Annotated in this window: 18 protein-coding genes; 14 read left to right on the top strand and 4 right to left on the bottom strand. The window is 69.0% G+C overall.

Going from position 1 to position 23353, the window contains the following annotated elements; genetic code table 11:
- Positions 1-160: 160 nt before the first annotated feature.
- The 5 genes from ACH4S9_RS17480 to ACH4S9_RS17460 are packed head-to-tail and all read left to right on the top strand — an operon-like array spanning position 161 to position 4308.
- The gene (locus ACH4S9_RS17480) at positions 161-940 is read left to right on the top strand and encodes a carbohydrate ABC transporter permease (RefSeq protein ID WP_311721572.1); all 780 of its coding nucleotides are present in this window, start codon (positions 161-163) and stop codon (positions 938-940) included.
- 34 nt (positions 941-974) lie between these two features.
- The gene (locus tag ACH4S9_RS17475; protein ID WP_311721571.1) at positions 975-2063 is read left to right on the top strand and encodes a mandelate racemase/muconate lactonizing enzyme family protein; all 1089 of its coding nucleotides are present in this window, start codon (positions 975-977) and stop codon (positions 2061-2063) included.
- Between the two features lie 25 nt (positions 2064-2088).
- Positions 2089-2421 (top strand): L-rhamnose mutarotase, encoded by a 333-nt coding sequence (locus ACH4S9_RS17470; RefSeq protein ID WP_311721570.1) that lies wholly within the window; start codon positions 2089-2091, stop codon positions 2419-2421.
- Complete coding sequence (locus ACH4S9_RS17465; protein WP_398372684.1) at positions 2402-3316, top strand: amidohydrolase family protein; 915 nt, start codon at positions 2402-2404, stop codon at positions 3314-3316. Before ACH4S9_RS17470 ends, ACH4S9_RS17465 begins: the two co-directional genes overlap by 20 nt.
- On the top strand, positions 3313-4308 hold the full coding sequence (locus ACH4S9_RS17460) for an aldo/keto reductase (RefSeq protein WP_398372682.1): 996 nt from the start codon (positions 3313-3315) through the stop codon (positions 4306-4308). Before ACH4S9_RS17465 ends, ACH4S9_RS17460 begins: the two co-directional genes overlap by 4 nt.
- A gap of 75 nt (positions 4309-4383) precedes the next feature.
- Here ACH4S9_RS17460 and ACH4S9_RS17455 read toward each other — a convergent pair whose 3' ends face one another.
- The 3 genes from ACH4S9_RS17455 to ACH4S9_RS17445 form a co-directional block, all read right to left on the bottom strand.
- Positions 4384-4797 (bottom strand): hypothetical protein, encoded by a 414-nt coding sequence (locus ACH4S9_RS17455; RefSeq protein WP_398372680.1) that lies wholly within the window; start codon positions 4795-4797, stop codon positions 4384-4386.
- 113 nt (positions 4798-4910) lie between these two features.
- Positions 4911-5078, bottom strand: a complete 168-nt coding sequence (locus tag ACH4S9_RS17450; RefSeq protein ID WP_398372678.1) for a hypothetical protein — start codon at positions 5076-5078, stop codon at positions 4911-4913.
- Positions 5079-5127: 49 nt separating this feature from the next.
- The gene (locus ACH4S9_RS17445; RefSeq protein WP_398372676.1) at positions 5128-7368 is read right to left on the bottom strand and encodes an MMPL family transporter; all 2241 of its coding nucleotides are present in this window, start codon (positions 7366-7368) and stop codon (positions 5128-5130) included.
- Positions 7369-7630: 262 nt separating this feature from the next.
- On the opposite strand from ACH4S9_RS17445, the gene ACH4S9_RS17440 reads away from it, so the two are divergent.
- From ACH4S9_RS17440 to ACH4S9_RS17430, 3 genes are all read left to right on the top strand, one after another.
- Positions 7631-8392 (top strand): TetR/AcrR family transcriptional regulator, encoded by a 762-nt coding sequence (locus ACH4S9_RS17440; protein WP_398372674.1) that lies wholly within the window; start codon positions 7631-7633, stop codon positions 8390-8392.
- Between the two features lie 79 nt (positions 8393-8471).
- Positions 8472-8942: a hypothetical protein gene (locus ACH4S9_RS17435; protein ID WP_398372672.1), complete on the top strand. Its 471-nt coding sequence runs from the start codon at positions 8472-8474 to the stop codon at positions 8940-8942.
- A gap of 321 nt (positions 8943-9263) precedes the next feature.
- Positions 9264-11549: a PQQ-binding-like beta-propeller repeat protein gene (locus ACH4S9_RS17430; protein WP_398372670.1), complete on the top strand. Its 2286-nt coding sequence runs from the start codon at positions 9264-9266 to the stop codon at positions 11547-11549.
- A gap of 120 nt (positions 11550-11669) precedes the next feature.
- Here the strand turns inward: ACH4S9_RS17430 and ACH4S9_RS17425 are convergent, their stop codons facing one another.
- Positions 11670-14693: a family 16 glycoside hydrolase gene (locus ACH4S9_RS17425; RefSeq protein ID WP_398372668.1), complete on the bottom strand. Its 3024-nt coding sequence runs from the start codon at positions 14691-14693 to the stop codon at positions 11670-11672.
- Between the two features lie 254 nt (positions 14694-14947).
- On the opposite strand from ACH4S9_RS17425, the gene ACH4S9_RS17420 reads away from it, so the two are divergent.
- The 6 genes from ACH4S9_RS17420 to ACH4S9_RS17395 all read left to right on the top strand — a co-directional run bounded on the left by ACH4S9_RS17420 (position 14948) and on the right by ACH4S9_RS17395 (position 23183).
- On the top strand, positions 14948-15946 hold the full coding sequence (locus ACH4S9_RS17420; RefSeq protein WP_311721560.1) for a LacI family DNA-binding transcriptional regulator: 999 nt from the start codon (positions 14948-14950) through the stop codon (positions 15944-15946).
- A 167-nt stretch (positions 15947-16113) separates the two neighbouring features.
- Positions 16114-17454 carry an ABC transporter substrate-binding protein gene (locus ACH4S9_RS17415; protein ID WP_398372665.1) on the top strand — a complete coding sequence of 447 codons (1341 nt, stop codon included), beginning with the start codon at positions 16114-16116 and terminating at the stop codon, positions 17452-17454.
- A gap of 5 nt (positions 17455-17459) precedes the next feature.
- Positions 17460-18416 (top strand): carbohydrate ABC transporter permease, encoded by a 957-nt coding sequence (locus ACH4S9_RS17410; RefSeq protein WP_398372663.1) that lies wholly within the window; start codon positions 17460-17462, stop codon positions 18414-18416.
- Positions 18413-19288, top strand: a complete 876-nt coding sequence (locus ACH4S9_RS17405) for a carbohydrate ABC transporter permease (RefSeq protein WP_358843446.1) — start codon at positions 18413-18415, stop codon at positions 19286-19288. The genes ACH4S9_RS17410 and ACH4S9_RS17405 overlap by 4 nt, the downstream gene beginning before the upstream one ends.
- Before the next feature lie 56 nt (positions 19289-19344).
- Entirely contained in the window at positions 19345-20943 is a 1599-nt protein-coding gene (locus ACH4S9_RS17400; protein ID WP_398372660.1) for a glycoside hydrolase family 13 protein, read from the top strand.
- A gap of 59 nt (positions 20944-21002) precedes the next feature.
- Entirely contained in the window at positions 21003-23183 is a 2181-nt protein-coding gene (locus tag ACH4S9_RS17395; protein WP_398372658.1) for a discoidin domain-containing protein, read from the top strand.
- Positions 23184-23353 lie beyond the last annotated feature (170 nt).

Genomic DNA, 23353 nt, shown 5'->3' with positions numbered 1-23353 from the left:
GACACCGGCTCGGCGCGCCGGGACCCGGACGGCCGACATGGCGGCAGGCGCACGCCGGCACCGAGCACACCGAGAACACCGAGAACACCGACAACACCGACGGCTCCGGCGACGCGGCCCGCTGTGGTACCTCGGATACCTGCTGCTGCTCGTCTGGACGTTGATCACCATCGTCCCGTTCCTGTCGATGCTGTTGCTGTCACTGCATCCGACGGCCGACATCTACGCCCATCCGCTGGGCCTCAGCGGTCGCTGGATGCTGTCGAACTACTCCACCGCCTGGCGCGGCACAGTCGGCGGGGCACCGCTGCCGACGTACATCGGCAACAGCCTGCTGATCACGCTGTGCAGCCTCGCCATCGGCGTGACCTGCGGCAGCCTGGCCGGCTACGGCATGGCCCGCGCGACCCGCGCACTGTCGGGCGTGGTCAGCCGCATCATGGTGCTCGCGCTGAGCATCCCGCTGATCGTCGCGCTGATCCCGACGTTCGAACTCCTCGGCAGGTACCGCCTGCTCAACAGCGTGCTCGGCATCTCGCTGGTGTACGCGGCGTTCATGACGCCGACCATCGCCCTGATCATGCGGTCGGTGTTCGCCGCCGTGCCGCGCGAGTTGCTCGAGGCGGCCAAGATCGACGGGTGCGGGGAGTTCGCCGCGCTGCTGCGCGTCGTCCTGCCGATCAGCAAGGGCGGCTTCATCTCGGTCTCGATGCTCGGGCTGATCTTCGTCTGGAGCGAGGTGCAGTTCGGCGTGGTCCTGCTGACCCGCCCGCAGAACCGCACGCTCTCAGTCGGGCTGCTGTCCTTTCAGGGACAGTTCGTCAGCGATCAGGGAGCCTTCTTCGCAGGCCTCACCATCGCGACGTTCCCCATCGTCATCCTCTTCCTCATCTTCCAGCGCTACGTCACGAACGGCATCACGCTGGGCGCCCTCAAGTGAGCCGTACCGTGCCCCGATCCAGGAAGCACACCACATGACCCGAATCGAACGCATCGACGTCCAGCTGGTGGATCTCGAGCCGGCGGCCGTACGCGTCGACGCGATGCAGTCCTTCGTCAAGCAGGAGACGGTCCTCGTCACAGTCCACACGTCCGACGGGCTGTCCGGCATCGGGTACTCCTACACCATCGGGACCGGCGGGCGGGCAGTCCTGTCGCTCATCCGGGACCACTTGATCCCGGCGCTGCTGGGGCGGGACGCCCGGCCCATCGAGGCGCTGTGGCGGCACATGCTCGACCAGACCCGGGCGACGACCGTCGGGGCGATCACCTCGCTGGCGTTCGCCGCTATCGACACCGCGCTGTGGGACCTGCGCGGTCGCCGTACCGGCGAGTCGCTGTGGCGGATGGCGGGCGGCGCCCACGAGCGGCTGCCCGTCTACGACACCGAGGGCGGCTGGCTGCATCTGCCGATCGAGGAAGTCGTGGAAGGCGCGCAGCGGTCGGCCGCGGCCGGGCTGCGCGGCGTGAAGATCAAGGTGGGCAAGGAGTCGCCGGCCGAGGACGCCGAGCGGCTCGCGGCCGTCCGCGCGGCCGTGGGCCCGGAGCTGGAGGTGATGGTCGACGCGAACCAGGCCTTCACGGCCGCCGAGGCGATCCGCCGCGCTCGCACGTACGAGCCGCTCGACATCGCCTGGTTCGAGGAGCCTCTGCCGGCCGACGACCTGGCCGGGCACCGCCGGCTGTCCGCCTCCACCAGCGTGCCGGTGGCCGTCGGCGAGTCGCTGTACTCCGTCCAGCGGTTCGGCGCCTACCTGGCCGCGGGCGCGGCCGGGATCGTCCAGGTCGACGTCGCCCGCGTCGGCGGGATCACCCCCTGGCTGAAGGTCGCGCACGCCGCCGAGGCCCTCAACGTCGCGGTGAGCCCACACTTCCTCATGGAGCTGCACGTCAGCCTTGCCGCGGCCGTGCCGAACGGGATCTTCGTGGAGCACATACCGCAACTCCAGGCGATCACGCACAGCACGCTCGCCATCGAGGACGGCTGCGTGGCCCCTCCCGACGTACCCGGCATCGGAATCGACTGGAACCCCGACGCCCTGGACGACCACCGGGTCGCCTGAACGACGTAAGGAGCAAGGAGCCTTGATGAAACGGGTGGCCACCGTCATCCGGCTGCGGCCGGAGAAGGAGCGGGAGTACCGGGAGCTGCACGCGGCCGTGTGGCCGGACGTGCTGGCCGCGCTGCACCGCGCCCGGATCGGCAATTACTCGATCTTCCTCCGGGACGGCCTGTTGTTCAGCTACTACGAGTACACCGGGGACGATCTGCACACCGATCTGGCGCGGCTCGCCGAAGACGAGACGACGCAGCGGTGGTGGCAGCTGACCGATCCCTGCCAGGAGCCGGTCACCTCGGCGGCCGACGGCGAGTGGTGGGCGCCGATGGAGGAGGTGTTCCATGACGACGGACCACGCTGAAGCCGCCGAAGGCGTGGCGGGACCGCCACGTGTCGACGCGCACCACCACGTGTGGGACCTGTCGGTCCGGGACCAGCCATGGACGCGGGACCTGCCCGTACTGCGCCGCGACTTCACCATGACCGACCTGGCACCGCAGCTCGACGCGCACGGCATCGACGCGACCGTGGTCGTCGAGACGGTGGACTCGGCGGACGAGACCGTGGAGCTGCTGCGGCTGTACGCGCACGACACCCGCGTTGCCGGTGTCGTCGGCTGGGCCGAACTCACCGCCCCCGACCTCGCCGCCACCCTGGACCGGCTGCGCGCGGCCGAGGGCGGCACCGGCCTGGTCGGCCTGCGGCATCAGGTTCAGCTCGAACCGCCCGGCGCGGCGGAGGGAGACTGGCTGCTGCGCCCGGACGTCGCCGCGGGCCTCGACGTCCTGGGCGACCGCGGGCTGGTCTTCGACCTGATCGTCACCGCCGCACAGCTCCCCTCGGCGATCGAGGCGGTACGGCGCCACGCCGGCACGTCCTTCGTCCTCGACCACGCGGGCAAGCCGCCCATCGCGGCGGGCGCGATCGAGCCGTGGGCGACGCACATCGCCGAGCTGGCGGCCCTGCCCAACGTCGCGGTGAAGTTCTCCGGCCTGCTCACCGAGGCCGGCGACGGGCAGCGCGACGCCGAGCACCTGCTCCCGTACGCCCGGCCGCTGCTGGAGGAGTTCGGCGCTCGGCGGCTGATGTTCGGCTCGGACTGGCCGGTGTGCACCCTGGCCGCCGACTACGGGCACACCCTGTCGATCACGGCGGCGCTGCTGGAGACGCTCGACGACGCGGACCGGGCCGCCGTGTACGGGGGCACCGCCAACCGCTGGTACGGGCTCGCTCTTGGCAGCGGGGCCGCCGCGTGAACCGCCGGCGGATCGGACGGACCGGCGTCCACGTGACCGAGCTCGGCTTCGGCAGCGCGCCGATCGGGAACCTGTACGCCGCCGTCGACGACGAGCAGGCCCAGGCGACCGTCGACGCGGCCTGGCAGGCCGGCGTCCGGTACTTCGACACGGCGCCGCACTACGGGCTCGGCCTGGCCGAGCGGCGGCTCGGCCAGGCGCTGGCGTCCAGGCCCCGCGCCGAGTACGTGATCTCGACGAAGGTCGGGCGGCTCCTCGTCCCCAACGACGATCCGCGTGGCACGGATCTCGACTCGGGGTTCGCCGTGCCGGACACGCTGCGGCGGCGGCTCGACTACTCCCCCGCCGGGGTCAGGCGCAGCCTCGAAGACAGCCTGACCCGGCTGGGCGTCGACCACGTCGACATCGTCCTCGTCCACGACCCCGACCTGAATGTCCCGCAGGTGATCGCCGAGACGGTGCCGGAGCTGCTGCGGATGCGCGACGAGGGCCTGGTCTCGGCGGTCGGCGTCGGCATGAACTACTGGCAGCCGCTCGCGGAGATCGTGGACCGCTGCGACGTGGACGCCGTGATGCTCGCCGGACGCTGGACCCTGCTCGACCGTTCCGGCGAGCCGCTGCTGCGCCGCTGCGCCGAGCGCGGCGTGTCGGTGCTCGCGGCGGCGCCGTTCAACTCCGGCATTCTCGCGCGGACCGAGCCGGGCGAGGACGACACCTTCGACTACGCGCCGGTGACCGAGCCGGTGCTGCGCCGCGCCCGCGAGCTCGCCGCGCTCTGCCGGGCCGCGGACGTCGAGTTGGCCCACGCCGCGCTCCGCTTCCCGCTGTGGCGGCCGGAGGTGGCGTCGGTGGTCGCCGGCCTGGCCTCCCCCGACCAGGTGCGCCTCGCTGCGCGGCGGGTCGACGAGCCCATCCCTGATGCGCTGTGGCCGCGGATACGGCCCGCGGCACCGCTGCCCGAGGGTGCGTTCAGCCGGCCGCCGTCGCCGTGAGCGCGGCGCGCACCACGTCGGCACGTGGGTACCTGGTGTCCAGGCCAAGGCGCACAGGTCGGGACCGGAACAGGCTCATCGCGCCGGCTCCCAGCGCTCACCCGTCGGGAGGTCCACCACTCGCAGGCCAGGGCCGGCCAAAGCCACCGCGTCCGTGGCGGTTCCCGTGGGCCGGAACAGCGCGGAGAGCGGATCGCGCCCGTGGGCGTCGTGGACCGGGATCAACGTGGTCGCTCCGAGCACGGACGCCCCCGCGACCGCGTGGGCGGGGCCCATCACCAGCCGCGGCCCGAACAGCGGCCGCAGACCGTTGACCGGCAGCAGGGCCAGATCGACCCGCGGATGCTCCGCCCGATACCGTTCCAGCGACGCTGCCTCGGCGATTTCTCCTCCGAAGAACAGGTGGGAACCGGCCGTGCTGAAAGCGTAGGCAGACGACGACAGCGGCGAGCGGCGGCAGATCGGCGATTTGCAGGCCGAGGGGCTCACCGAAACGCAGGAACCATCGTTCGGTGAACCACGGATCCGTGATGGCCGGTCTCGGACTGCGCGAGCTGAAAACCCTGATGTCCACGCCGGATCCCATGGATCACCAGGACCTCTTACGCCGCCACGTCACCGAGCTGGAACAGCGCATCGAGCGGGCACGCGCGGCCAAGGACCTGATCGAGCACGCCCTCGACTGCCCGTACAGCTTCGCGGACTGCGAGCACGCTCGCGAGCAGATCGCGGCGCGCGTCCCGCCGCCGCCGGCCGGGGCCACGCGCCATGGTGTGGAGGCACCAGGGTGCGGGACGTCGCCCCGGACGGCGCGCCTGGTCAGACCCTGGTCGAGTTCTCCATGTGTGTCGGAGCCACGGTCACAGGTCCGGGTGTGGACGTCGGCTTGGGGCCGCTTTCGCTGAGGCCGTACCGCATGTGGATTCTGCGCAGGAAGCCGGGCGCGTACCAGGCCGTCTTCCCGAGCAGACGCATCGCGGCGGGGACGAGGACCCCGCGTACGGCGATGGCGTCGAGGAGGACGGCCAGTCCGCTGCCGAGACCGAACATCTGCATGAAGCTGATCTTGGCGGTGCCGAAGGCGAAGAAGCTCACCGCGAGCAGGAAGGCGGCCGCGCTGACGATGCGCCCGGTGTGGCCCAGTCCGTTGACCACGGCGGTCTCGTTGTCGGCCCCGTGGTCGTGGAGTTCCTTGATCCTGCTGGTGACGAACACCTCGTAGTCCATCGAGAGGCCGAAGGCGATGCAGAACATCAGCACGGTCATCGTCATCTCCATCGGCTGCGCGGTGAAGCCGAGCGGTGAGGAGAGGTTGCCGTCCTGGAAGATCCAGGTCATGACGCCGAGGGTGGCTGCCAGGCTGATCAGGTTGAGGGCCAGTGCGCGCAGCGGCTGCACGATGCTGCCGGTGAACAGGAAGAGCAGCAGGAAGGTGGTGAGGACGATCAGGGTCACGGCCAGGGGGAGCTTGTCGGCGATGGATTCCTTGGCGTCGACGAGTACCGCGTCATTCCCCCCGACCAGGGGGTGGGTCCCAGGGGGCGGGGTGACCGAGCGCACCTGCTTGACCAGGCTCTCGGCCGCTTCCGACTTCGGTGTCAGGCTGCTCACCACACTGATCCGCTGTGCGTCGGGCCGACCGAGGGCGGAGTTGGCCGGGCCGGTCGCCGCGGGCTGTCCCTTGGTGTAGGTTCCCGTGCTGGTCTCGACACGCTCGACGCCCTCGAGCGCGGACAGTTGGCCTGCGTACGACGCCAACGGGGCCTTGTCCACCGACTGGCCGATGACGATATGGAGGGCCGAGTCCTCACTGCCGCCGAAGTTCTTCCACAGTGTCTCCGAGACCTGGCGGCTCTCGGCGTCCTTGGGCAGCACGCGTTCGTCCGGTGTGCCGAAGGTGATGTTCAGCAGCGGGCTCGCCGCGAACAGCAGCACGGCGAGGACGGGCAGTGCTGTGAGCGCGGGCCGCCGCATGACGGTACGCGCCAGCCGTCCCCACAGGGGTTCCCGGGCGTCGGAGCGCTGCGACTTCGCCCACGGCAGCCGCCCGCTGTTGACCCGGTGCCCCAGAACCTTCAGCAGGGCAGGCATCACGAACAGGGTGCTCAGCGCGGCGATGGCGACGACACCGACTCCGGTGAAGCCCATCGAGCGCAGGAAGTAGTGCGGGAACACCAGGAGCGACGCCAGGGCTGCCGCGACTGTCGCGGCGGAGAAGGCGACGGTGCGGCCCGCGGTGTGCACCGTGCGCCGGACGGCGTCGTCCACGCTCGCCCCGGCCGCGAGCTGCTCCCGGAAACGGCTGACCATCAGGAGGGCGTAGTCGATGCCCAGTCCGAGGCCCAGTGCGGTGGTGAGGTTGGTCGCGGTGTCGGCGACATCGGTGACGCTGCCGAACAGGAAGAGCTGGGCGAACGAGCCCATGATGGCGAAGATCGCGATGGCAAGCGGCAGCAGGGCCGCGACCACACTGCCGAAGACGATCATGAGCAGTACGAGGGTCAGCGGTATGGCGATCGCTTCGGCGAGGATCAGATCCTCGACCACCTGGTTCGACAGGTCGGCACCTACGGCGGCGCCTCCTCCGGCCTGGACGGTGAGGGTGTTCTTGTAGGTGCCGCTGTAGGTGTCGAGGATCTCCTTCGCGTTTTCCCGCTGCTCCGTGGTGTCGCCTCTCACATGGGCGAGCACCATGGCTTCGCGGCCGTCCTTGGAGCGCAGGTCGGGGCTGTTCGTCTCCCAGTACGAGACGACGTTGCTGAGCCGCTTGTCCTTCCCGAGGTCGGCCAGCAGGTCTTGGCCGCTTTTTCGGGAGATGGAGGTGTCGATGCGGCCGTCGGACGAGCGGACCAGCAGGACGAGGTTGGTCTCGCCGCCGAACTTCTCGTCGATGACCTCCGCTGCTCGGGTGGACGGGGAGGCGGGGTCGTCGAAGCCGCCCCCCTTCAGCTTGTCGAAGGCGCCCGCACCTACCGCGCTCATGAGAGCTAAGGCCAGGACGGCGAAAATAAGCACCAGCCGGGACCGGCGAATCGCCAGTTCGGCTATACGTTCGAACACGGATGATCTCCTTCAATGCCTTATGCGATAGGCGAGGGGCGTCGGCCGGGCAGGAGTCGGCTCAATGCACCGCAGAGTCCCTGCCACCCCGTCAGCCCACCCCGTCAGGGGGCGTGCGGTGCCGCGCTCTTCGTCGCCGAGATCGACGCTAGTAAGACAGCCGGTGTTTGAGCAGTAGGAGATTTACCTGACACCTGTGAGAAAATTTGACCCGCTATGGCTCTCTGATGCCCCGTCGGATCAGCCGTCGTAGGATCGCCGCATGTCCGCAGACGCGCATACGACGGCCGTGCCAACCCTGCGCCAGCGACGCCGAGCGGTCGCCACCCAGGAGATCGTGGAGGCCGCCGAGAGTTACATCGCCGAGCACGGGCCGCACGCCCTTTCCCTGAGAGGGGTCGCCCGCAACCTCGGCATGACAGTCCAGGGGCTCTACCACTACTTTCCGAACCGGGACGCCCTCGTCACAGTTCTCGTCACCAAGGCGTACGAGGACCTGGCCGATGCTGTGTCGGCAGCTGCCGACACAGCGGCGGACGAGTCGGCTGCGCTGCGGTTCCTGGCCGCCGCCGAGGGCTATCGCCGGTGGGCCATCACCCACGTCGAGCGATTCCAGCTGCTGTACGGAGCGCCGTTGCGTCATTACGCGGCGCCCCACGATGGCCCGACCACTCAGGCGATGCACCGGATGTGCGCGGTATTCCAGCGCGAGATGTTCGACGGTTTCACCACGGCGCAATTGGCCGCAGCCGACACCCGGGGGCTGTCGTCGGCACTCCAGGAGCATCTGGAACCCCTGTTTCCGCACGGCCCGGAAACCCTGCCGCCTCCTGCGAGCGCTCTCCTCCTCGGCGCATGGGGCCACCTGCACGGCCTGGTCGTCCTGGAGGTGTTCGGGCACACCTCCTTCATCGGCGAACATCAGGCCGAGATTTTTCACATGGCGATGCGGGACCTGCTCGAGGACATTCATCGCCGGATCCCGTACGGCACCGAGGGCGATTCCGAGACGGTGCTTGGATAGCGTGGTCGGTTCCCTCGAAGACGGCGGCCGCGGACACAGTCGATACCTCGAGGCGTCGACGGGAAGCAGGGACTCACAAGTGGCACAGGTTTGGCTGCGCAGCGGAATGGACCCGGACGCCCCGGAAGCGGTCGTAGTCGCCGTGGTGGTAGATCCGGAGGGGACACCGGAGGAACGCGCTGTCGGTGAACTCCTCTCGTGCGCGTACGAGGGCGACGGCAGTTTCATGCTGGTCCGGACAGACGGCTGGGCCGAGCGGCGCTTGCAAGGGGAAGTCCTGACCGTTGACATCGTGGTCTACCCGGCTGTACTCAAAATGCTGGAGATCGACGCAGCCGGCTTCCCTGAACGCTCGCTTGTCGAACCAGACGCGGTCCGGCTTCTGCGGGTGAGTACTCGTGTCGCCGGACGCCAGTATGAACAGGCACTCGATCCGACGGCTGTACTGACGGCCCCGGCCGAGGCGACGCCCCAGCAGATTGTGGCCGGCCTCCACTCCGGGGAGGAATGGCCGCTGATCCTGGCCCCGCCGCCTCCGGCGATGGCCTGAGCCTGCTTCGCGAAAGCGGCGACGGGCGCAGCTTGCCCAGTTCGTCCGCGACCGCCGCCTGATGGAGGAAGCCGAAGGGTGCCTGTCCGTCCCCGGCCCCTACTTCCCAGGACAAGGTGTTCGCCCGGCGCGCCGCCGCAGCGAAGCGGCTCGGGAAGTGACTGGGGTACCGCAAGGAGCACTGGGCCGGTGACCCCGTGAGCTCCTGCGCGAGAGCGGACGGGCGATGTCTGCTGTCGCCCGGGTCCTGTGTCATCGGGGGCACGGTCTACGATCATCGCTGCCGAGTGAAAACCGCATACCGCCGGGGGACGTGGGGCTGTGGACGACCGGGATCTGATACTCGCTGACCGCTACCGCCTGGTGCGTCCGCTGGGGCACGGCGGGATGGGGGAGGTGTGGGAGGCGCAGGACGCCAGTCTCCGGCGGCCGGTCGCGGTCAAGGTGATCTCGGTCCTTGCGGGTGGCGGCAGTCGGGCCGACGAGGCGCGCGCCCGGTTTCTGCGGGAGGCACGGATCACCGCCGCGCTTCAGCATCCCCATATCGTGACCGTCCACGACCTCGGTGAGGCGACCACCGGCCAGGGCACGACGCCGTTCCTCGTGATGGAACTGCTCCGGGGCGAGGGCCTGGACGCCGTTGTCCGGCGCGGACCACTCGGCGAGGAGGAGGTGGCGCGGTGGGGGGCGCAGGCGTGCGACGCGCTGGGTGAGGCGCATGCCGCCGGCATCCTCCACCGCGACATCAAGCCCGCGAATCTGTTCGTCGCGGCCTCGGGTGGCCTGAAGGTGCTCGACTTCGGGATCGCCCGCGCCGCCGACGCCTCGGCTACCGGTGACCGGCTGACCCACACCGGGTTCATGGTGGGCACGGCCGCGTACATGGCACCGGAGCAGGCACGCGGGCGCCCCGAGCAGCGCAGCGACCTGTACTCCCTCGGGTGTGTGCTGTTCGAACTGCTCACCGGGCGGATGCCGTTCGACGCCCCGGACACCCTCGGCTATATCACGGCGCACCTTCACGATCCGCCGCCCGTGCCGAGCAGCCTCGTGCCCGGCGTCTCGGCTCCATGGGACCGTCTGGTCGGTCGGCTGCTGGCCAAGGACCCGCGCGAGCGATACGAATCGGCCGCCGCGCTCGCCGACGAGCTGCGGCGCCTCGGTGGTGTGCGGCAGGCCGTACCCGCGGTTCGCTACACCCCCACGGTCGCCGTCCGGGAGGAGCACGGGGCGGGCTCACCGCCCGCGGCTGCCTCCGTGTCCGACGATCTCGCGGCGGCAGCTACGGTTCAGGCGCCCACCGGGCCGTCCGGTGGGACAGGCATGAGCCGGCGCAGCCTGCTCCTGGGGGGCGCGGGTGTCGCCGCGGTCACGGTCGCCGGAGGGGCGGCGGTGATGTACCTGACCGGCGACCCCGAGCGGGACCCGGTCGCCTGGTCGCAGAAGATCGCAGACGTCGACCTGATCAACTCCGACGGGCCGGACGTCGTCCTGTCCGACGGCCGGTGTCATGTGGCCGCCGGTCACTACTACAAGGAGACCGCCGCGCTCCACACCTTCGACCTTGCCACCGGTAAGCGTCTGTGGAAAACGTCCCTCAACGCGGCCTGGTCCCGGGAAACACGCTTCACGGTCGTCGGCGGCACGCTGCTCGCCCTGACCCGGGACTCCGATAACAAGGGCGGACAGGTGCACGCCTTCGACGCTGCCACCGGGGATCGCCGGTGGCAGCATTCGGTCTCCAACAGCGGCATGAGGCTGGATGTGCACCGGCCCAGCGGCCTGCTGATCACCGGTGAGGACGGTTACGTGATCGGAATCGATCCGCGCACCGGCAGCCAGCGATGGGCGACCAACGTGTCCTCCCCCTACGACGCCACATGGATCCTGGCCGGCGACCTGATCCTCTGCCGCGGCGGAATCGCGGTACTCGGCAAGACGGGCAAGCGGCTGTGGACCCGCTCCAACTTCCAGCCGCAGGGCGACCTGGCGCAGCCCCTGGGTGAGGGCCTGCTCTGTTACGAGGACGGCAGGACCGCCCCCGTCGACCTCGTCTGCCGCAAGGCGGACACAGGTGAGGTGATGTGGCGGAGCCCGTTCCAGACGACCAAACCGGATACCTTCAGCACCGGGGCCTTCCAGCCGCTCGATGAATTGGTGTCGGACACCACGGTGTTCCTTCCGCTGGCCGCGGGGTCCCGCCGGAAACCGACCGCACTGAACGGACTCACCGGCGAGCAGATCTGGACCTACGGCAGTACGTACCAAGAGGTCGGCCTGAAGGAACAGGGGACGACCAGCGTGGCGGGCGGGTTCGTCCTCCCCACGGCATCGGGACCGGTGTGCCTGGCCGCCGACGACGGCACAAAACGGTGGCACGCCGATACTCAGAGAGTGCGGACCACCGGCGAATACGCCCTGCTCTCCGGGACAGGGCAGGAACGAGTGTTCCAGCGCTGGACCAGCGTGCGAATCGTGGGAGTGGAACACGGCCGCACGCTCTGGACAGGCCAGTTCGACAGCACGGTCATGAGCGAGCCTGCCGCGAGCGGCGACTCGGTCGTGTTCCTCGACGACAGCGGCACACTGTGGGCGCTGCGCGTGTGACCTCTCGGGCCTGACGGGAGAGAACGCAGAGAATCATGAGCCCAGTTGTCCCGGGTCCGACGAATCCGTGCGTTCTCACGCACGGTGTTCACCGGCCCGGGACAGTTCTTTTCGTGGCTGTCAGTCCAGCGGTTCGATCCAGAGGTTCCTGAAGCGGACCTTGTTGCCGTGGTCCTGGAGCCGGATTGCGCCCGTCGCCGCCGATTCGGCGTCGCCGCCGCCGGTCGGGCCGTCTACTGCCACGTTGTCGTGGACCTTCCTGCCGTTCCACACCACGGTGATCCTGGCGTCATCGGTCTTCCGGCCCTCGGTGTCGAAACGGGCCGCGCGGAAATCGATGTCGTACGTCTGCCAGGTTTCCGGTGCGGTGGCGGCGTTCAGGTCGGCGGCCTTTTTGTTGTAGATGGACGCGGCGTCGTTCGGGGCGAGTTTCTCCACTCCGAAGGAGTCCAGGATCTGGATCTCGTACCGCTCCTGGAGGTAGATGCCGCTGTTCCCGCGGTCCTGCCCGGTGACATCGTCCGGCAGCTTCGGCACCCGGAATTCGGCGTGCAGCCTGAAGTCACCGAAAGCCTGTTTGGTGCGGATGTCGCCGCAGCACACCTCGATGGAGTCCTCGGCGGAGTGCGGCCATTCGACGCTGCGTCCGTCGGTGTGCTGCCAGGCGGTGGAGACGCTCCCGCCGGAGAACAGGTCGATCCGGCTGCCGGGTCTGCGCACCTCGATCATGTCGAGGTTGACGTGGCCCGTGTCCTCGGATCGATAGGTATAGGCGATGGTGTTACGACCCTTGCGCAGGGAGAGCCGCTCGGTCTTGGTGGACCAGCGGTTCCAGGCGCCGGTGAAGGGGAGGCTGGTCTGTTGCGCCTGCCCGCCGTTGACGGTGATGCCCAAGGTCTTGGTGCCGGTGAAGGGGTGGGGGCCGTTGGCGTAGCGCAGTCCCACGTCGTAGCTGCCCTTCGCGGGTGCGTCGACCTCGAAGGTGGCCATGGCGCCCGGGGTGCCGAAGCCGTCGACGAAGCCGCCGCCGGTGTAGCCGGCGTGCTCGGTGTCGATGCCGGCTCCGCCCGCCAGGCGTGCCGATTCCGCGTCGTACGAGGTGACGGGCTGCTCGGGGCCGGGGCGTGCGTTCAGCGTGTACCAGGCCTCGGTGGACCAGAGTTGGTCACCGGTGTCCGAGGCGAAGGGGCGCGGTGAGCGTACGTGCACCACCCGGTCGGTCTTGAGGCCGGGGATGGTGAGCCGGACCGTGCGACGGTCGGCGGACAGTCGGGCGGCTGCGACGGGAAGAGTCTCTTCGTCGACCTTGGGGCCGCCGTACGCCGGGGTGGGGACGTAGCGCCACTGCTCGACGGAGTAGGCGCCGTTCGTCAGCTTGGCGGCGGTCTCGGCCGACAGGGGCTTGGTATAGGTGAGTTCGAAGCCGTCGCGGGTGGCGCGCATGGTCTTGATGTCGAAGGCGGTCGTGCCGTTCGGGGTGAGTTTTTGCAGGCCGAAGCGGAGTTTGCCTTCTTGGCCCCAGTTTCCGTCGGCGCCGAGACCGCCGGCGTAGATCGCACCGTCCGGTCCGGTGCTGATCCGGGTGATGCCGGCCTCCAGGCCCTGGGTGTGCCGGAACACCGCGCCCTGGTATTCGCCGTCTATCTTCTCCAGGTCGGCGCGCTGGATTCCGCCGTAGGTGACGTCGCCGAAGAGCATCTGCCCGGCGAAGGGTCCCTTCTTCAACAGCATCGGGGTGCTGGGCGAGTTGGCGATCTCGTTCTGCGGCAGCCAGAGCACGGGCTTGGTGACCTGGCGGTCGTCGAACGGGCCGTCCGGGTTGGTGTAGTGGTTGAAGAAGCGGTCCTGCTTGACGTGGAGCAGCTTGGAGGCGGGCAGCCAGCCGCCCTGATTGTCGGTGACGAAGAGATCGCCCTCGGGGCCCCGTCCGATCCCGTTCGGGGTACGGAGGCCGCCGGCCAGGTAACTCACCTTTCCGGTCTTCTTGTTCACCTTGATGGTGGCGCCGCGGTTCGCGGCGGGCTGTGGATCGGTGGTCGCGCCGCCGTAGTTGATGGCCACCGAGAGGTTCAGATAGAAGTTCCCCTTCTCGTAGAGCAGTCCGAAGGCGAACTCGTGGAAGTTCCCTCCGTACGGCCATTCCGCGACCTTGCGGATCTCGTCCGCGGTGTTGTCGCCCTCGATGTCGGACAATTCGGTGAGCTGGTGCTTCTCCGAGACGTAGAGCTTTCCGTCGACGTACTTGATCCCCATCGGCTCCTTCAGCCCGCCGGCGATCTTCTTGTACGTGACCTTCTCCGGGCCGGTGTCACCCGTGACATGGTCGAGGACGTACACCTCTCCCTCCGTCTTGGTACTGCCGCCCCACGTCGTCACGGCGAGCTTGCCGCCCGGCAGCCAGTCCATCGCGGAGACCTGCGGCTCGAAGCCCTCGGGACGCAGATCGGTGAGGGTGTAGCCGGGGTTGACCGAGGTCAGCGGGAGGCCGTCGCCGGGGGTGTCATAGTTGCCCTCGCACTCCTTGCGGCCGGGGGCGGTGACACGGACGACGCCGGCGTCGGTGCTGAGCACGGAGTTCGGGACGAGGGTGAAGTCGTCGGCGCCCGGCGGCTTCCACTGGAGGGTGACCTGCTGCTCGCCACCGCGGTCGAAGTGGTCGATGCGCAGGGCGTGGTAGCCGGGCGTAAGGGCGACTTCGCCGTCCTTGGGCTCGGCACCGTGCAGTCCGTCGTGGTTGATGACCCTTCTGTCGCCGATGAGCAGTCGGGAACCGTCGTCGCTGATCAGGCGGAACGTGTACGTGCCGTCGGTGGGGATGTTGATGTTGCCGATGATCTGCGACACGAAGTTGTCGGTGAAACCGAAGCCCTCGGTGGAGGACCAGTCGACGTTGGGGATCAGCTTGTCGACGTTGGGGGTCTGGGCCGGCTTGAGGTCGCAGAGCTTGCTCAGCGGGGACTGGATATCGAAGACGCGGAGGGTGACGCCGGGTTCCTGGGGCGGCAGGTCCCCGAAGGGCTTTTCGTCCGCTTCGGCGGCCGGTGTCGCGAGACCGCCGGCGAAAAGGGCCGCGAGGAGCAGGCCGGTGATTCTTCGTGGTCTACGGCGATGGCTACGGAGGCTCGGGTACTTGCGTGGCGTCACTCTTCCTCCTGCTGGGCGCTAGGCGGAGCGGCCGACGGCGGACCGCGGCCATGGAGTGGAGCTCGTCCACGTACGGGTGGTGCAGCGGCATTCCGCCGTGATGCACGCAGACGTCCGTACGAAAGCGACGCCCAGCGTACGAACAACATCTCGAACCGTCCATACTTTGTCCCGAACAAGTCGAAAGTCCCTGTGAGGCAGTCCATGGAGCATTTACGCAAGCGACTTGCATAACTTGCGATACTCTTGCGTGTATGACGCGACGACTTGCTGAAGTGGCGAAAAAGGTGGGGGTCAGCGAGGCCACGGTCAGCCGGGTGCTCAACGGCAAGCCCGGAGTGTCCGAAGCCACCCGGCAGTCCGTGCTGGCCGCCCTGGACGTCCTCGGCTACGAGCGGCCCACGCAGCTGCGCGGCGACCGCGCCCGCCTGGTCGGACTGGTCCTGCCCGAGCTGCAGAACCCCATTTTCCCGGCGTTCGCCGAGGTCATCGGCGGGGCCCTGGCCCAGATGGGCCTGACTCCGGTGCTGTGCACCCAGACCAAGGGCGGGGTCTCCGAGGCCGACTACGTGACGCTGCTGCTGCAACAGCAGGTCTCCGGCGTAGTGTTCGCCGGCGGCCTGTACGCGCAGGCCGACGCGGAGCACGGCCACTACCGGCTGCTCGCCGACCGCAACATTCCGGTGGTGCTGGTCAACGCGGCCATCGAGCAGCTCGGCTTCCCGGGCGTCTCCTGCGACGACGCCGTGGCGGTGGAGCAGGCCTGGCGCCATCTGACCTCCCTCGGCCACAAGCGGATCGGGCTCGTGCTCGGGCCCGGCGACCACATGCCGTCGGCCCGCAAGCTGGCCGCCGCCCGAGCCGTCGCCGATGATCTGCCGGACGAGTTCGTCGCCCGGGCCATCTTCTCGATCGAGGGCGGCCAGGCCGCGGCCTCCCGGCTGATCGACCGGGGGGTCACGGGCATCGTCTGCGCCAGCGACCCGCTGGCTCTCGGGGCCATCAGGGCCGCGCGCCGCAAGGGGCTCGGCGTGCCGTCGCAGATATCCGTCATCGGCTACGACGACTCCGCGCTCATGAGCTGCACCGAGCCGCCGCTCACGACCGTGCGCCAGCCCATCGAGGCCATGGGCAGGGCGGCGGTGGAGCTGTTGAACGCGCAGATCAGCGGATTGGCCGTACAGGCCGAGGAGTTGCTGTTCGAGCCCGAACTGGTGGTGCGCGCCTCCACCGCGCAAGCCCCGCGCGGGTGAACTCGACCCGGACTCGAACGCCTGTAAGACCTGTCGATTGTTTTCAGTTTCTGCGCGACATCTTGCAGCATGATGTCGACGGTGCTTGAGTGTGCGGCGCACCCACGGCTGTGTGCGCTCCGCCCACCGGCGTGGGGCTTCCCTGCTCCTGTCCAGAGGGGTCCACCATGAGAAGCACCGGGTTCCGTCGTCGCCTCATCGTGCTGAGTGTCTGCTCCCTTGCCCTCACCGCATGCGGCTCGGACAACGACGCGGCGAGCGGAAAGACGCGTATCACCGTCAACTGCATGCCGCCCAAGAGCGCCAAGGTCGACCACGAGTTGTTCGCTGAGGACGTCGCCTCCTTCGAAAAGCAGAACCCGGACATCGATGTTGTCGCGCATGACGCGTTCCCCTGCCAGGACCCGAAGACGTTCGACGCCAAGCTCGCCGGCGGCCAGATGGAGAACGTCTTCTACACCTACTTCACCGACGCCAAGCACGTCGTCGACATCGGTCAGGCCGCCGACCTCACCCCGTACCTCAAGGAGCTGAAGAGCTACGACACCATCCGGAAGGAACTGCGCGACATCTACACGGTCGACGGCAAGGTCTACGGCATCCCGCGCACCGGCTACTCGATGGGCCTGATCTACAACCGCAAGCTCTTCGAGAAGGCCGGCCTCGACCCCGACAAGCCGCCGACGACCTGGCAGGAGGTCCGCGCCGACGCCAAGAAGATCGCGGAGCTGGGCGGCGGAACCGTCGGCTACGCGGACTACAGCGCGCAGAACCAGGGCGGCTGGCACTTCACGGCGGAGCTGTACTCCCAGGGCGGCGACGTCGTCAGCCCCGACGGCAAGAAGGCGACCATCGACACCCCCGAGGGGCGCGCCGTCCTCCAGAACCTGCACGATATGCGCTGGGTGGACGACTCCATGGGCAGCAAGCAGCTCCTCATCCTCAACGACGTCCAGCAGCTGATGGGCTCCGGCAAGCTCGGTATGTACCTCGCCGCGCCCGACAACATCCCGATCCTGGTCAAGGAGAAGGGCGGCAACTACAAGGACCTCGCCATCGCCCCCATGCCCGGTGGCAAGGGCACGCTCATCGGCGGCGACGGCTACATGTTCCACAAGGGGGACTCCCCCGCCCAGATCCGAGCGGGTCTGAAGTGGCTCGACCACATGTTCCTCACGCCGGGCAAGGGCTTCCTCGGCGACTACGCCCGCGCCAAGAAGCGCGACGCCCCCGTCGGCCTGCCCGAGCCGCGGCTGTTCACCGGCGCCGCCGACGCCAAGGACCAGCAGGTCAAGACGGCCAACGCCAATGTCCCCGTGGAGAACTACCGGGCCTTCCTCGACGGCAACCAGGACCTGCGGATGAAGATCGAGCCGCCGAAGGCCCAGCAGATCTACTCCGTCCTCGACGGAGCCGTCTCCGCGGTCCTGACCAAGAAGGACGCCGACATCGACGCGCTCCTCGAGGGCGCCTCCGGCAAGATCGACAGCATCCTGTCGCGGAGCTGACACCGATGACCAGGACCGTGGCCCGGCGCCCCGCCGACGCGATCGCCGTACGGCCCGTCAAGGCGCCGCCCCCGGTGGCGGGCCGGGGGCGGCGGCGCCTGCACGACCAGGCCCGCGCCTACGCCTTCCTCCTCGGCGGCCTGCTCTGCTTCGCTCTCTTCTCCTGGTATCCGGCGATCCGCGCGGTGGTCATCGCCTTCCAGAAGTACACACCGGGCTCCTCGCCCGAGTGGGTCGGCACCGCCAACTTCACCCGCGTCCTGCACGATCCCGAGTTCGGTGCCGCCTGGCGCAACACACTCACCTTCACCCTGCTCGCCCTGCTCATCGGCTTCGCGATCCCGTTCGTACTGGCGCTGGTGCTGAACGAACTCCGGCACGCGAAGGCGTTCTTCCGGGTCGTGGTCTATCTGCCGGTGATGATTCCGCCGGTGGTCACCGCCCTGCTGTGGAAGTGGTTCTACGACCCCGGCGCCGGCCTGGCCAACGAGGCGCTCCGCTTTCTGCACCTGCCCACCTCGAACTGGACCAACGGCGCCGACACCGCCCTGATATCCCTGGTCGCCGTCGCCACCTGGGCCAACATGGGCGGCACGGTCCTGATCTATCTGGCGGCGCTCCAGTCCATCCCCGGTGAGCTGTACGAGGCCGCCGAGCTGGACGGCGCGAATCTGTGGCAGCGCATCCGGCATGTGACCGTTCCGCAGACCCGGTTCGTCATCCTCATGCTGATGCTGTTGCAGATCATCGCGACGATGCAGGTGTTCACCGAGCCCTTCGTGATCACCGGCGGGGGCCCGGAGGACGCCACGGTCACCGTTCTGTACCTCATCTATAAGTACGCCTTCCTCTACAACGACTTCGGCGGCGCCTGTGCGCTGAGCGTCATGCTCCTGGTGCTGCTCGGGCTCTTCTCCGCCCTCTATCTGCGACTGACCCGATCCGGGGAGGTGGACGCATGAGCACCCGGACCCTCGTCTCCCCCGCGACCCTGGCCCGCCCCCGCGGCAAGGCCGTCTACTGGACCGTCTTCACCGGTGTCGTCGTGCTGTTCGCGCTCGCCTTCCTGTTCCCCGTGTACTGGATGGTGACCGGGGCCGCGAAGTCACCGGACGAGGTGGCCCGGACCCCGCCCACCCTCGTCCCGTCCCACTGGCGCGTCAGCGGCTACACCGACGCCTGGGAGCTCATGCAGCTGCCGACCCACCTGTGGAACACGGTGGTCCAGGCGGCCGGTGCCTGGCTGTTCCAGCTGGTGTTCTGCACGGCCGCCGCCTACGCCCTGTCCAAGCTGAAGCCCGCCTTCGGCAAGGTGATCCTCGGCGGCATCCTCGCCACCTTGATGGTCCCGGCCCAAGCACTGGTCGTACCGAAGTACCTGACGGTCGCCGACCTGCCGCTGCTCCACACCAGCCTGCTCAACGACCCGCTGGCCATCTGGCTTCCGGCGGTCGCCAACGCCTTCAACCTGTATCTCCTCAAGCGCTTCTTCGACCAGATCCCGCGCGATGTGCTGGAGGCCGCCGAGATCGACGGCGCCGGAAAGCTGCGCACCCTGTGGTCGGTCGTGCTGCCCATGTCGCGTCCCGTGCTCGGCGTGGTGTCCATCTTCGCTCTGGTCGCGGTGTGGCAGGACTTCCTGTGGCCGCTGATGGTCTTCTCCGACCCGGACAAGCAGCCGATCAGCGTGGCACTGGTGCAGCTGTCCCAGAACATCCAGCTGACCGTGCTCATCGCCGCGATGGTCATCGCCAGCATCCCGATGGTCGCGCTGTTCCTCGTCTTCCAACGGCACATCATCGCCGGGATCAGCGCGGGCAGCACAAAGGGCTGACCCCGCCCGCAGCGCGAAGGACCGGCTCCCACCCCCTCGAGAAGAAAGGCACCGCCGTGGCACAGCCCACCCCTGCCCGGACGGACCGCGACTGGTGGCGTTCCGCGGTCATCTATCAGGTGTACGTGCGCAGCTTTGCCGACGGCGACGGCGACGGCACCGGCGACCTCGCGGGCGTCCGCGCCAGGCTGCCGTACCTCGCCGAACTCGGCGTCGACGCACTGTGGTTCACGCCCTGGTATCTGTCGCCGCTGAAGGACGGCGGCTACGACGTCGCCGACTACCGCGCCATCGACCCGGCCTTCGGCACCCTGGCCGAGGCGGAGAAGCTCATCGCCGAGGCACGGGATCTGGGCATCCGCACGATCATCGACATCGTGCCCAATCACGTCTCCGACCAGCACCCCTGGTTCCGCGCCGCTCTCGCAGGCGGTCCCGAGCGCGAGCTGTTCCACTTCCGGCCGGGCCGCGGCGACCACGGTGAGCTGCCGCCCAACGACTGGCGATCACAGTTCGGCGGTCCGGCGTGGAGCCGGCTGCCCGACGGTGGCTGGTATCTGCATCTGTTCGCCCCCGAGCAGCCCGACCTCAACTGGAGCCATCCGGCCGTCCGCCGGGAACACGAGGACATCCTGCGCTTCTGGTTCGAGCGGGGCGTCGCGGGGGTCCGCGTCGACTCGGCCGCCCTGCTCGTGAAGGACCCCCGCCTGCCCGACTTCGTCGAGGGTCGTGACCGGCACCCTTACGTCGACCGCGACGAACTGCACGACATCTACCGTTCCTGGCGGACGGTGGCCGACGCATACGGCGGGATCTTCGTCGGCGAGGTGTGGCTGCCGGACACCGAACGCTTCACCCGCTATCTGCGCCCCGACGAGCTGCACACCGCCTTCAACTTCTCCTTTCTGGCCTGTCCCTGGGACGCCCGGCGCCTGCGGGCGTCGATCGACGAGACGCTGGCCCAGCACGCTCCGGTGGGCGCGCCCGCCACCTGGGTGCTGTGCAATCACGATGTGACCCGCACGGTCACCCGCTACGGCCGCGAGGACACCTCCTTCGACTTCGCCACCAAGGCCTTCGGCACCCCCGCCGACCTCGCTCTCGGCACCCGGCGGGCGCGGGCCGCCGCCCTGTTGTCGCTGGCCCTGCCCGGCGCCGTCTACGTCTACCAGGGCGAGGAGCTCGGCCTTCCCGAGGCGGACATCCCCCGCGACCGCGTCCAGGACCCGATGCACTTCCGCTCCGGCGGCACCGACCCGGGCCGGGACGGCTGCCGGGTGCCGCTGCCGTGGGCGGCCGAGGCGCCGTACGCCGGTTTCGGCTCCCGCGTGGAACCCTGGCTGCCGCAGCCCGCCGACTGGCCCGGTTACGCGGCCGACCGCCAGGCGCAGGACCCCGGCTCGATGCTCAGCCTCTACCGGGATGCCCTCCGTATCCGCCGCGCCACGTCCGGCTCCGGCGACACCCCGCTCACCTGGCTCCCCGCCCCCGATGACGTCCTCGCCTTCGCCGGCGCGGACGGGCTCATATGCGTGGTGAACCTCGCGGACACGCCCGCCCGGCTGCCCGACCACTCCCGCTCCCTGCTGGTCAGCGGACCACTGGACGACCGTGGCCGCCTGCCGCGGGACACCGCGGCCTGGCTGCTCGCCTGAGCCGCCACCGCACCGTGCTTCCTTCTCACCCCACACCCCCCACACGAAGGGATCAGCTCATGCGCAGCAATACCTTCGGATCGGTCAGGCGGATGCCGGCGATCGGCGCAACCGTGGCCCTGGCGGCCGGCATGCTGCTCGTCCTGCCCCCCACCGCCGCGCACGCCGCCGCGGGCGCCGCCCTCCCCTTCACCTCGGTCGAGGCCGAGTCGGCCACCACCACCGGCACCAAGATCGGCCCCGACTACACCCAGGGGACCCTCGCCTCCGAGGCATCCGGCCGCCAGGCCGTCCGTCTCGCCTCCGGCCAGCGCGTCGAATTCACCGCACCCCGCGCGGCCAACGCCGTGACCGTCTCCTACAGCGTGCCGGACGGCCAGTCCGGCACGCTCAACGTGTACGTCAACGGAACCAAGCTGGCGAAGACCCTGGCGGTCACCTCCAAGTACTCGTACGTGGACACCGGCTGGATCGCCGGGGCGAAGACCCACCACTTCTACGACAACGCCCGGCTTGTGCTCGGCCAGAGCGTCCAGGCCGGCGACAAGATCGCGTTCGAGGCGACCAACGTCCAGGCCACCGTCGACGTGGTCGACTTCGAGCAGGCGGAGCCGGCCGCCACGCAGCCCGCGGGATCGGTCTCCGTCACCTCGAAGGGCGCCGACCCGACCGGGCAGGGCGACTCCACGCAGGCGTTCCGCGACGCCATCGCCTCCGCCCAGGGCGGCGTGGTCTGGATCCCACCGGGCGACTACAAGCTGACCTCCTCCCTGAGCGGCGTCCAGAACGTCACCCTGCGGGGCGCCGGGCACTGGTACTCCACCGTGCACACCTCGCGCTTCATCGACCAGTCCAGCTCGTCCGGCAACGTCCACATCAAGGACTTCGCGGTCATCGGGGAGGTCACCGAGCGCGTCGACTCCAACCCCGACAACTTCGTCAACGGCTCACTCGGCCCGAACTCCAGCGTGTCGGGCATGTGGCTCCAGCACCTGAAGGTGGGCCTCTGGCTGATGGGCAACAACGACAATCTCGTCGTCGAACACAACCGCATCCTCGACACCACCGCCGACGGGCTCAACCTCAACGGCAGTGCCAAGGGCGTGCGCGTCCGCGACAACTTCCTGCGCAACCAGGGCGACGACGCGCTCGCCATGTGGTCGCTGAATGCGCCGGACACCGACAGCAGCTTCGAGAACAACACCATCTCGCAACCGAACCTCGCCAACGGCATCGCGATCTACGGCGGCACCGACATCGCTGTCAAGAACAACCTGATCTCCGACACCAACGCCCTCGGCAGCGGGATCGCCATCTCGAACCAGAAGTTCCTCGACCCCTTCCACTCTCTCTCCGGCACGATCACGGTCGACGGAAACACGCTGGTGCGCACCGGCGCCATGAACCCCAACTGGAACCACCCGATGGGGGCCCTTCGCGTCGACTCCTACGACAGCGCCATCAACGCCACCGTCAACATTACCAACACGACCATCACGAACAGCCCATACAGCGCGTTCGAGTTCGTCTCCGGCGGCGGCCACGGCTACGCGGTCAAGAACGTCAACGTGACCGGTGCGACCGTGAGGAACACCGGAACCGTCGTCGTCCAGGCCGAGGCGCAGGGCGCGGCGAAGCTCAGCGATGTCGCGGCCACCGGCGTCGGCGTGGCGGGCGTCTACAACTGCCCCTACCCGGCCGGTTCCGGCTCCTTCGCTCTCACCGACGGCGGCGGAAACTCCGGCTGGAGCGGCACCTGGTCGGACTGCTCCACCTGGCCGCAGCCGGGGCAGGGCAACCCCGACCCGGACCCCGCCCGCAACCTCCTCAAGGGCCGGCCGGCCACGGCGACGGGATCGCAGGACGTCTACACCCCCGGCAAGGCGGTGGACGGCGACGCGAACACCTACTGGGAGTCCGCCAACAACGCCTTCCCCCAGTCGTGGACGGTGGACCTCGGCTCCCGCCAGGCGGTGCGCCGGGTCGTGCTGAAGCTGCCGCCCTCCTCGGCGTGGCAGGCCCGCACCCAGACCCTGTCCGTGCTCGGCAGCACCGACGGCTCGTCGTACTCCACGGTGGTCGGCTCGCAGGGCTACCGCTTCGACCCGGCGCAGAGCAACGCCGTCACCCTCAGCCTGCCCCAGAACACCGACCTGCGCTATCTGAGGCTCCACGTCACCGCCAACACGGGCTGGCCGGCGGCCCAGTTCAGCGAGGTGGAGGCCTATCTGACGTCCTGACCGCCACGGCGGGGTGCGGCGGCCTTGCCGGCTGAGCGTGACCGCGTTCGCGGTGGGCCCCGGAGCCTCCGCGAAAACCTGTTGGCGGACCACGGCGACCACTGCTACCTTTCCGGAGGCCGTGCGAGAGAATGAGGAGGTGGTACCCGTGAACGTATCGACATGGGTGC

This window comes from Streptomyces sp. NPDC021225 (assembly GCF_044332865.1).
GTDB lineage: Bacteria > Actinomycetota > Actinomycetes > Streptomycetales > Streptomycetaceae > Streptomyces.
Note: the sequence above shows the minus strand (reverse complement) of the source record. Positions and strands in the feature narration are given on the sequence as shown.

Coding starts and splice junctions, on each gene's coding strand:
- ACH4S9_RS17440 (WP_398372674.1), top strand. CDS start 7,631: ATGTCCGCAGACGCGCATACGACGGCCGTGCCAACCCTGCGCCAGCGA.
- ACH4S9_RS17395 (WP_398372658.1), top strand. CDS start 21,003: ATGCGCAGCAATACCTTCGGATCGGTCAGGCGGATGCCGGCGATCGGC.
- ACH4S9_RS17470 (WP_311721570.1), top strand. CDS start 2,089: ATGAAACGGGTGGCCACCGTCATCCGGCTGCGGCCGGAGAAGGAGCGG.
- ACH4S9_RS17475 (WP_311721571.1), top strand. CDS start 975: ATGACCCGAATCGAACGCATCGACGTCCAGCTGGTGGATCTCGAGCCG.
- ACH4S9_RS17420 (WP_311721560.1), top strand. CDS start 14,948: ATGACGCGACGACTTGCTGAAGTGGCGAAAAAGGTGGGGGTCAGCGAG.
- ACH4S9_RS17410 (WP_398372663.1), top strand. CDS start 17,460: ATGACCAGGACCGTGGCCCGGCGCCCCGCCGACGCGATCGCCGTACGG.
- ACH4S9_RS17405 (WP_358843446.1), top strand. CDS start 18,413: ATGAGCACCCGGACCCTCGTCTCCCCCGCGACCCTGGCCCGCCCCCGC.
- ACH4S9_RS17415 (WP_398372665.1), top strand. CDS start 16,114: ATGAGAAGCACCGGGTTCCGTCGTCGCCTCATCGTGCTGAGTGTCTGC.
- ACH4S9_RS17465 (WP_398372684.1), top strand. CDS start 2,402: ATGACGACGGACCACGCTGAAGCCGCCGAAGGCGTGGCGGGACCGCCA.
- ACH4S9_RS17450 (WP_398372678.1), bottom strand. CDS start 5,078: ATGGCGCGTGGCCCCGGCCGGCGGCGGCGGGACGCGCGCCGCGATCTG.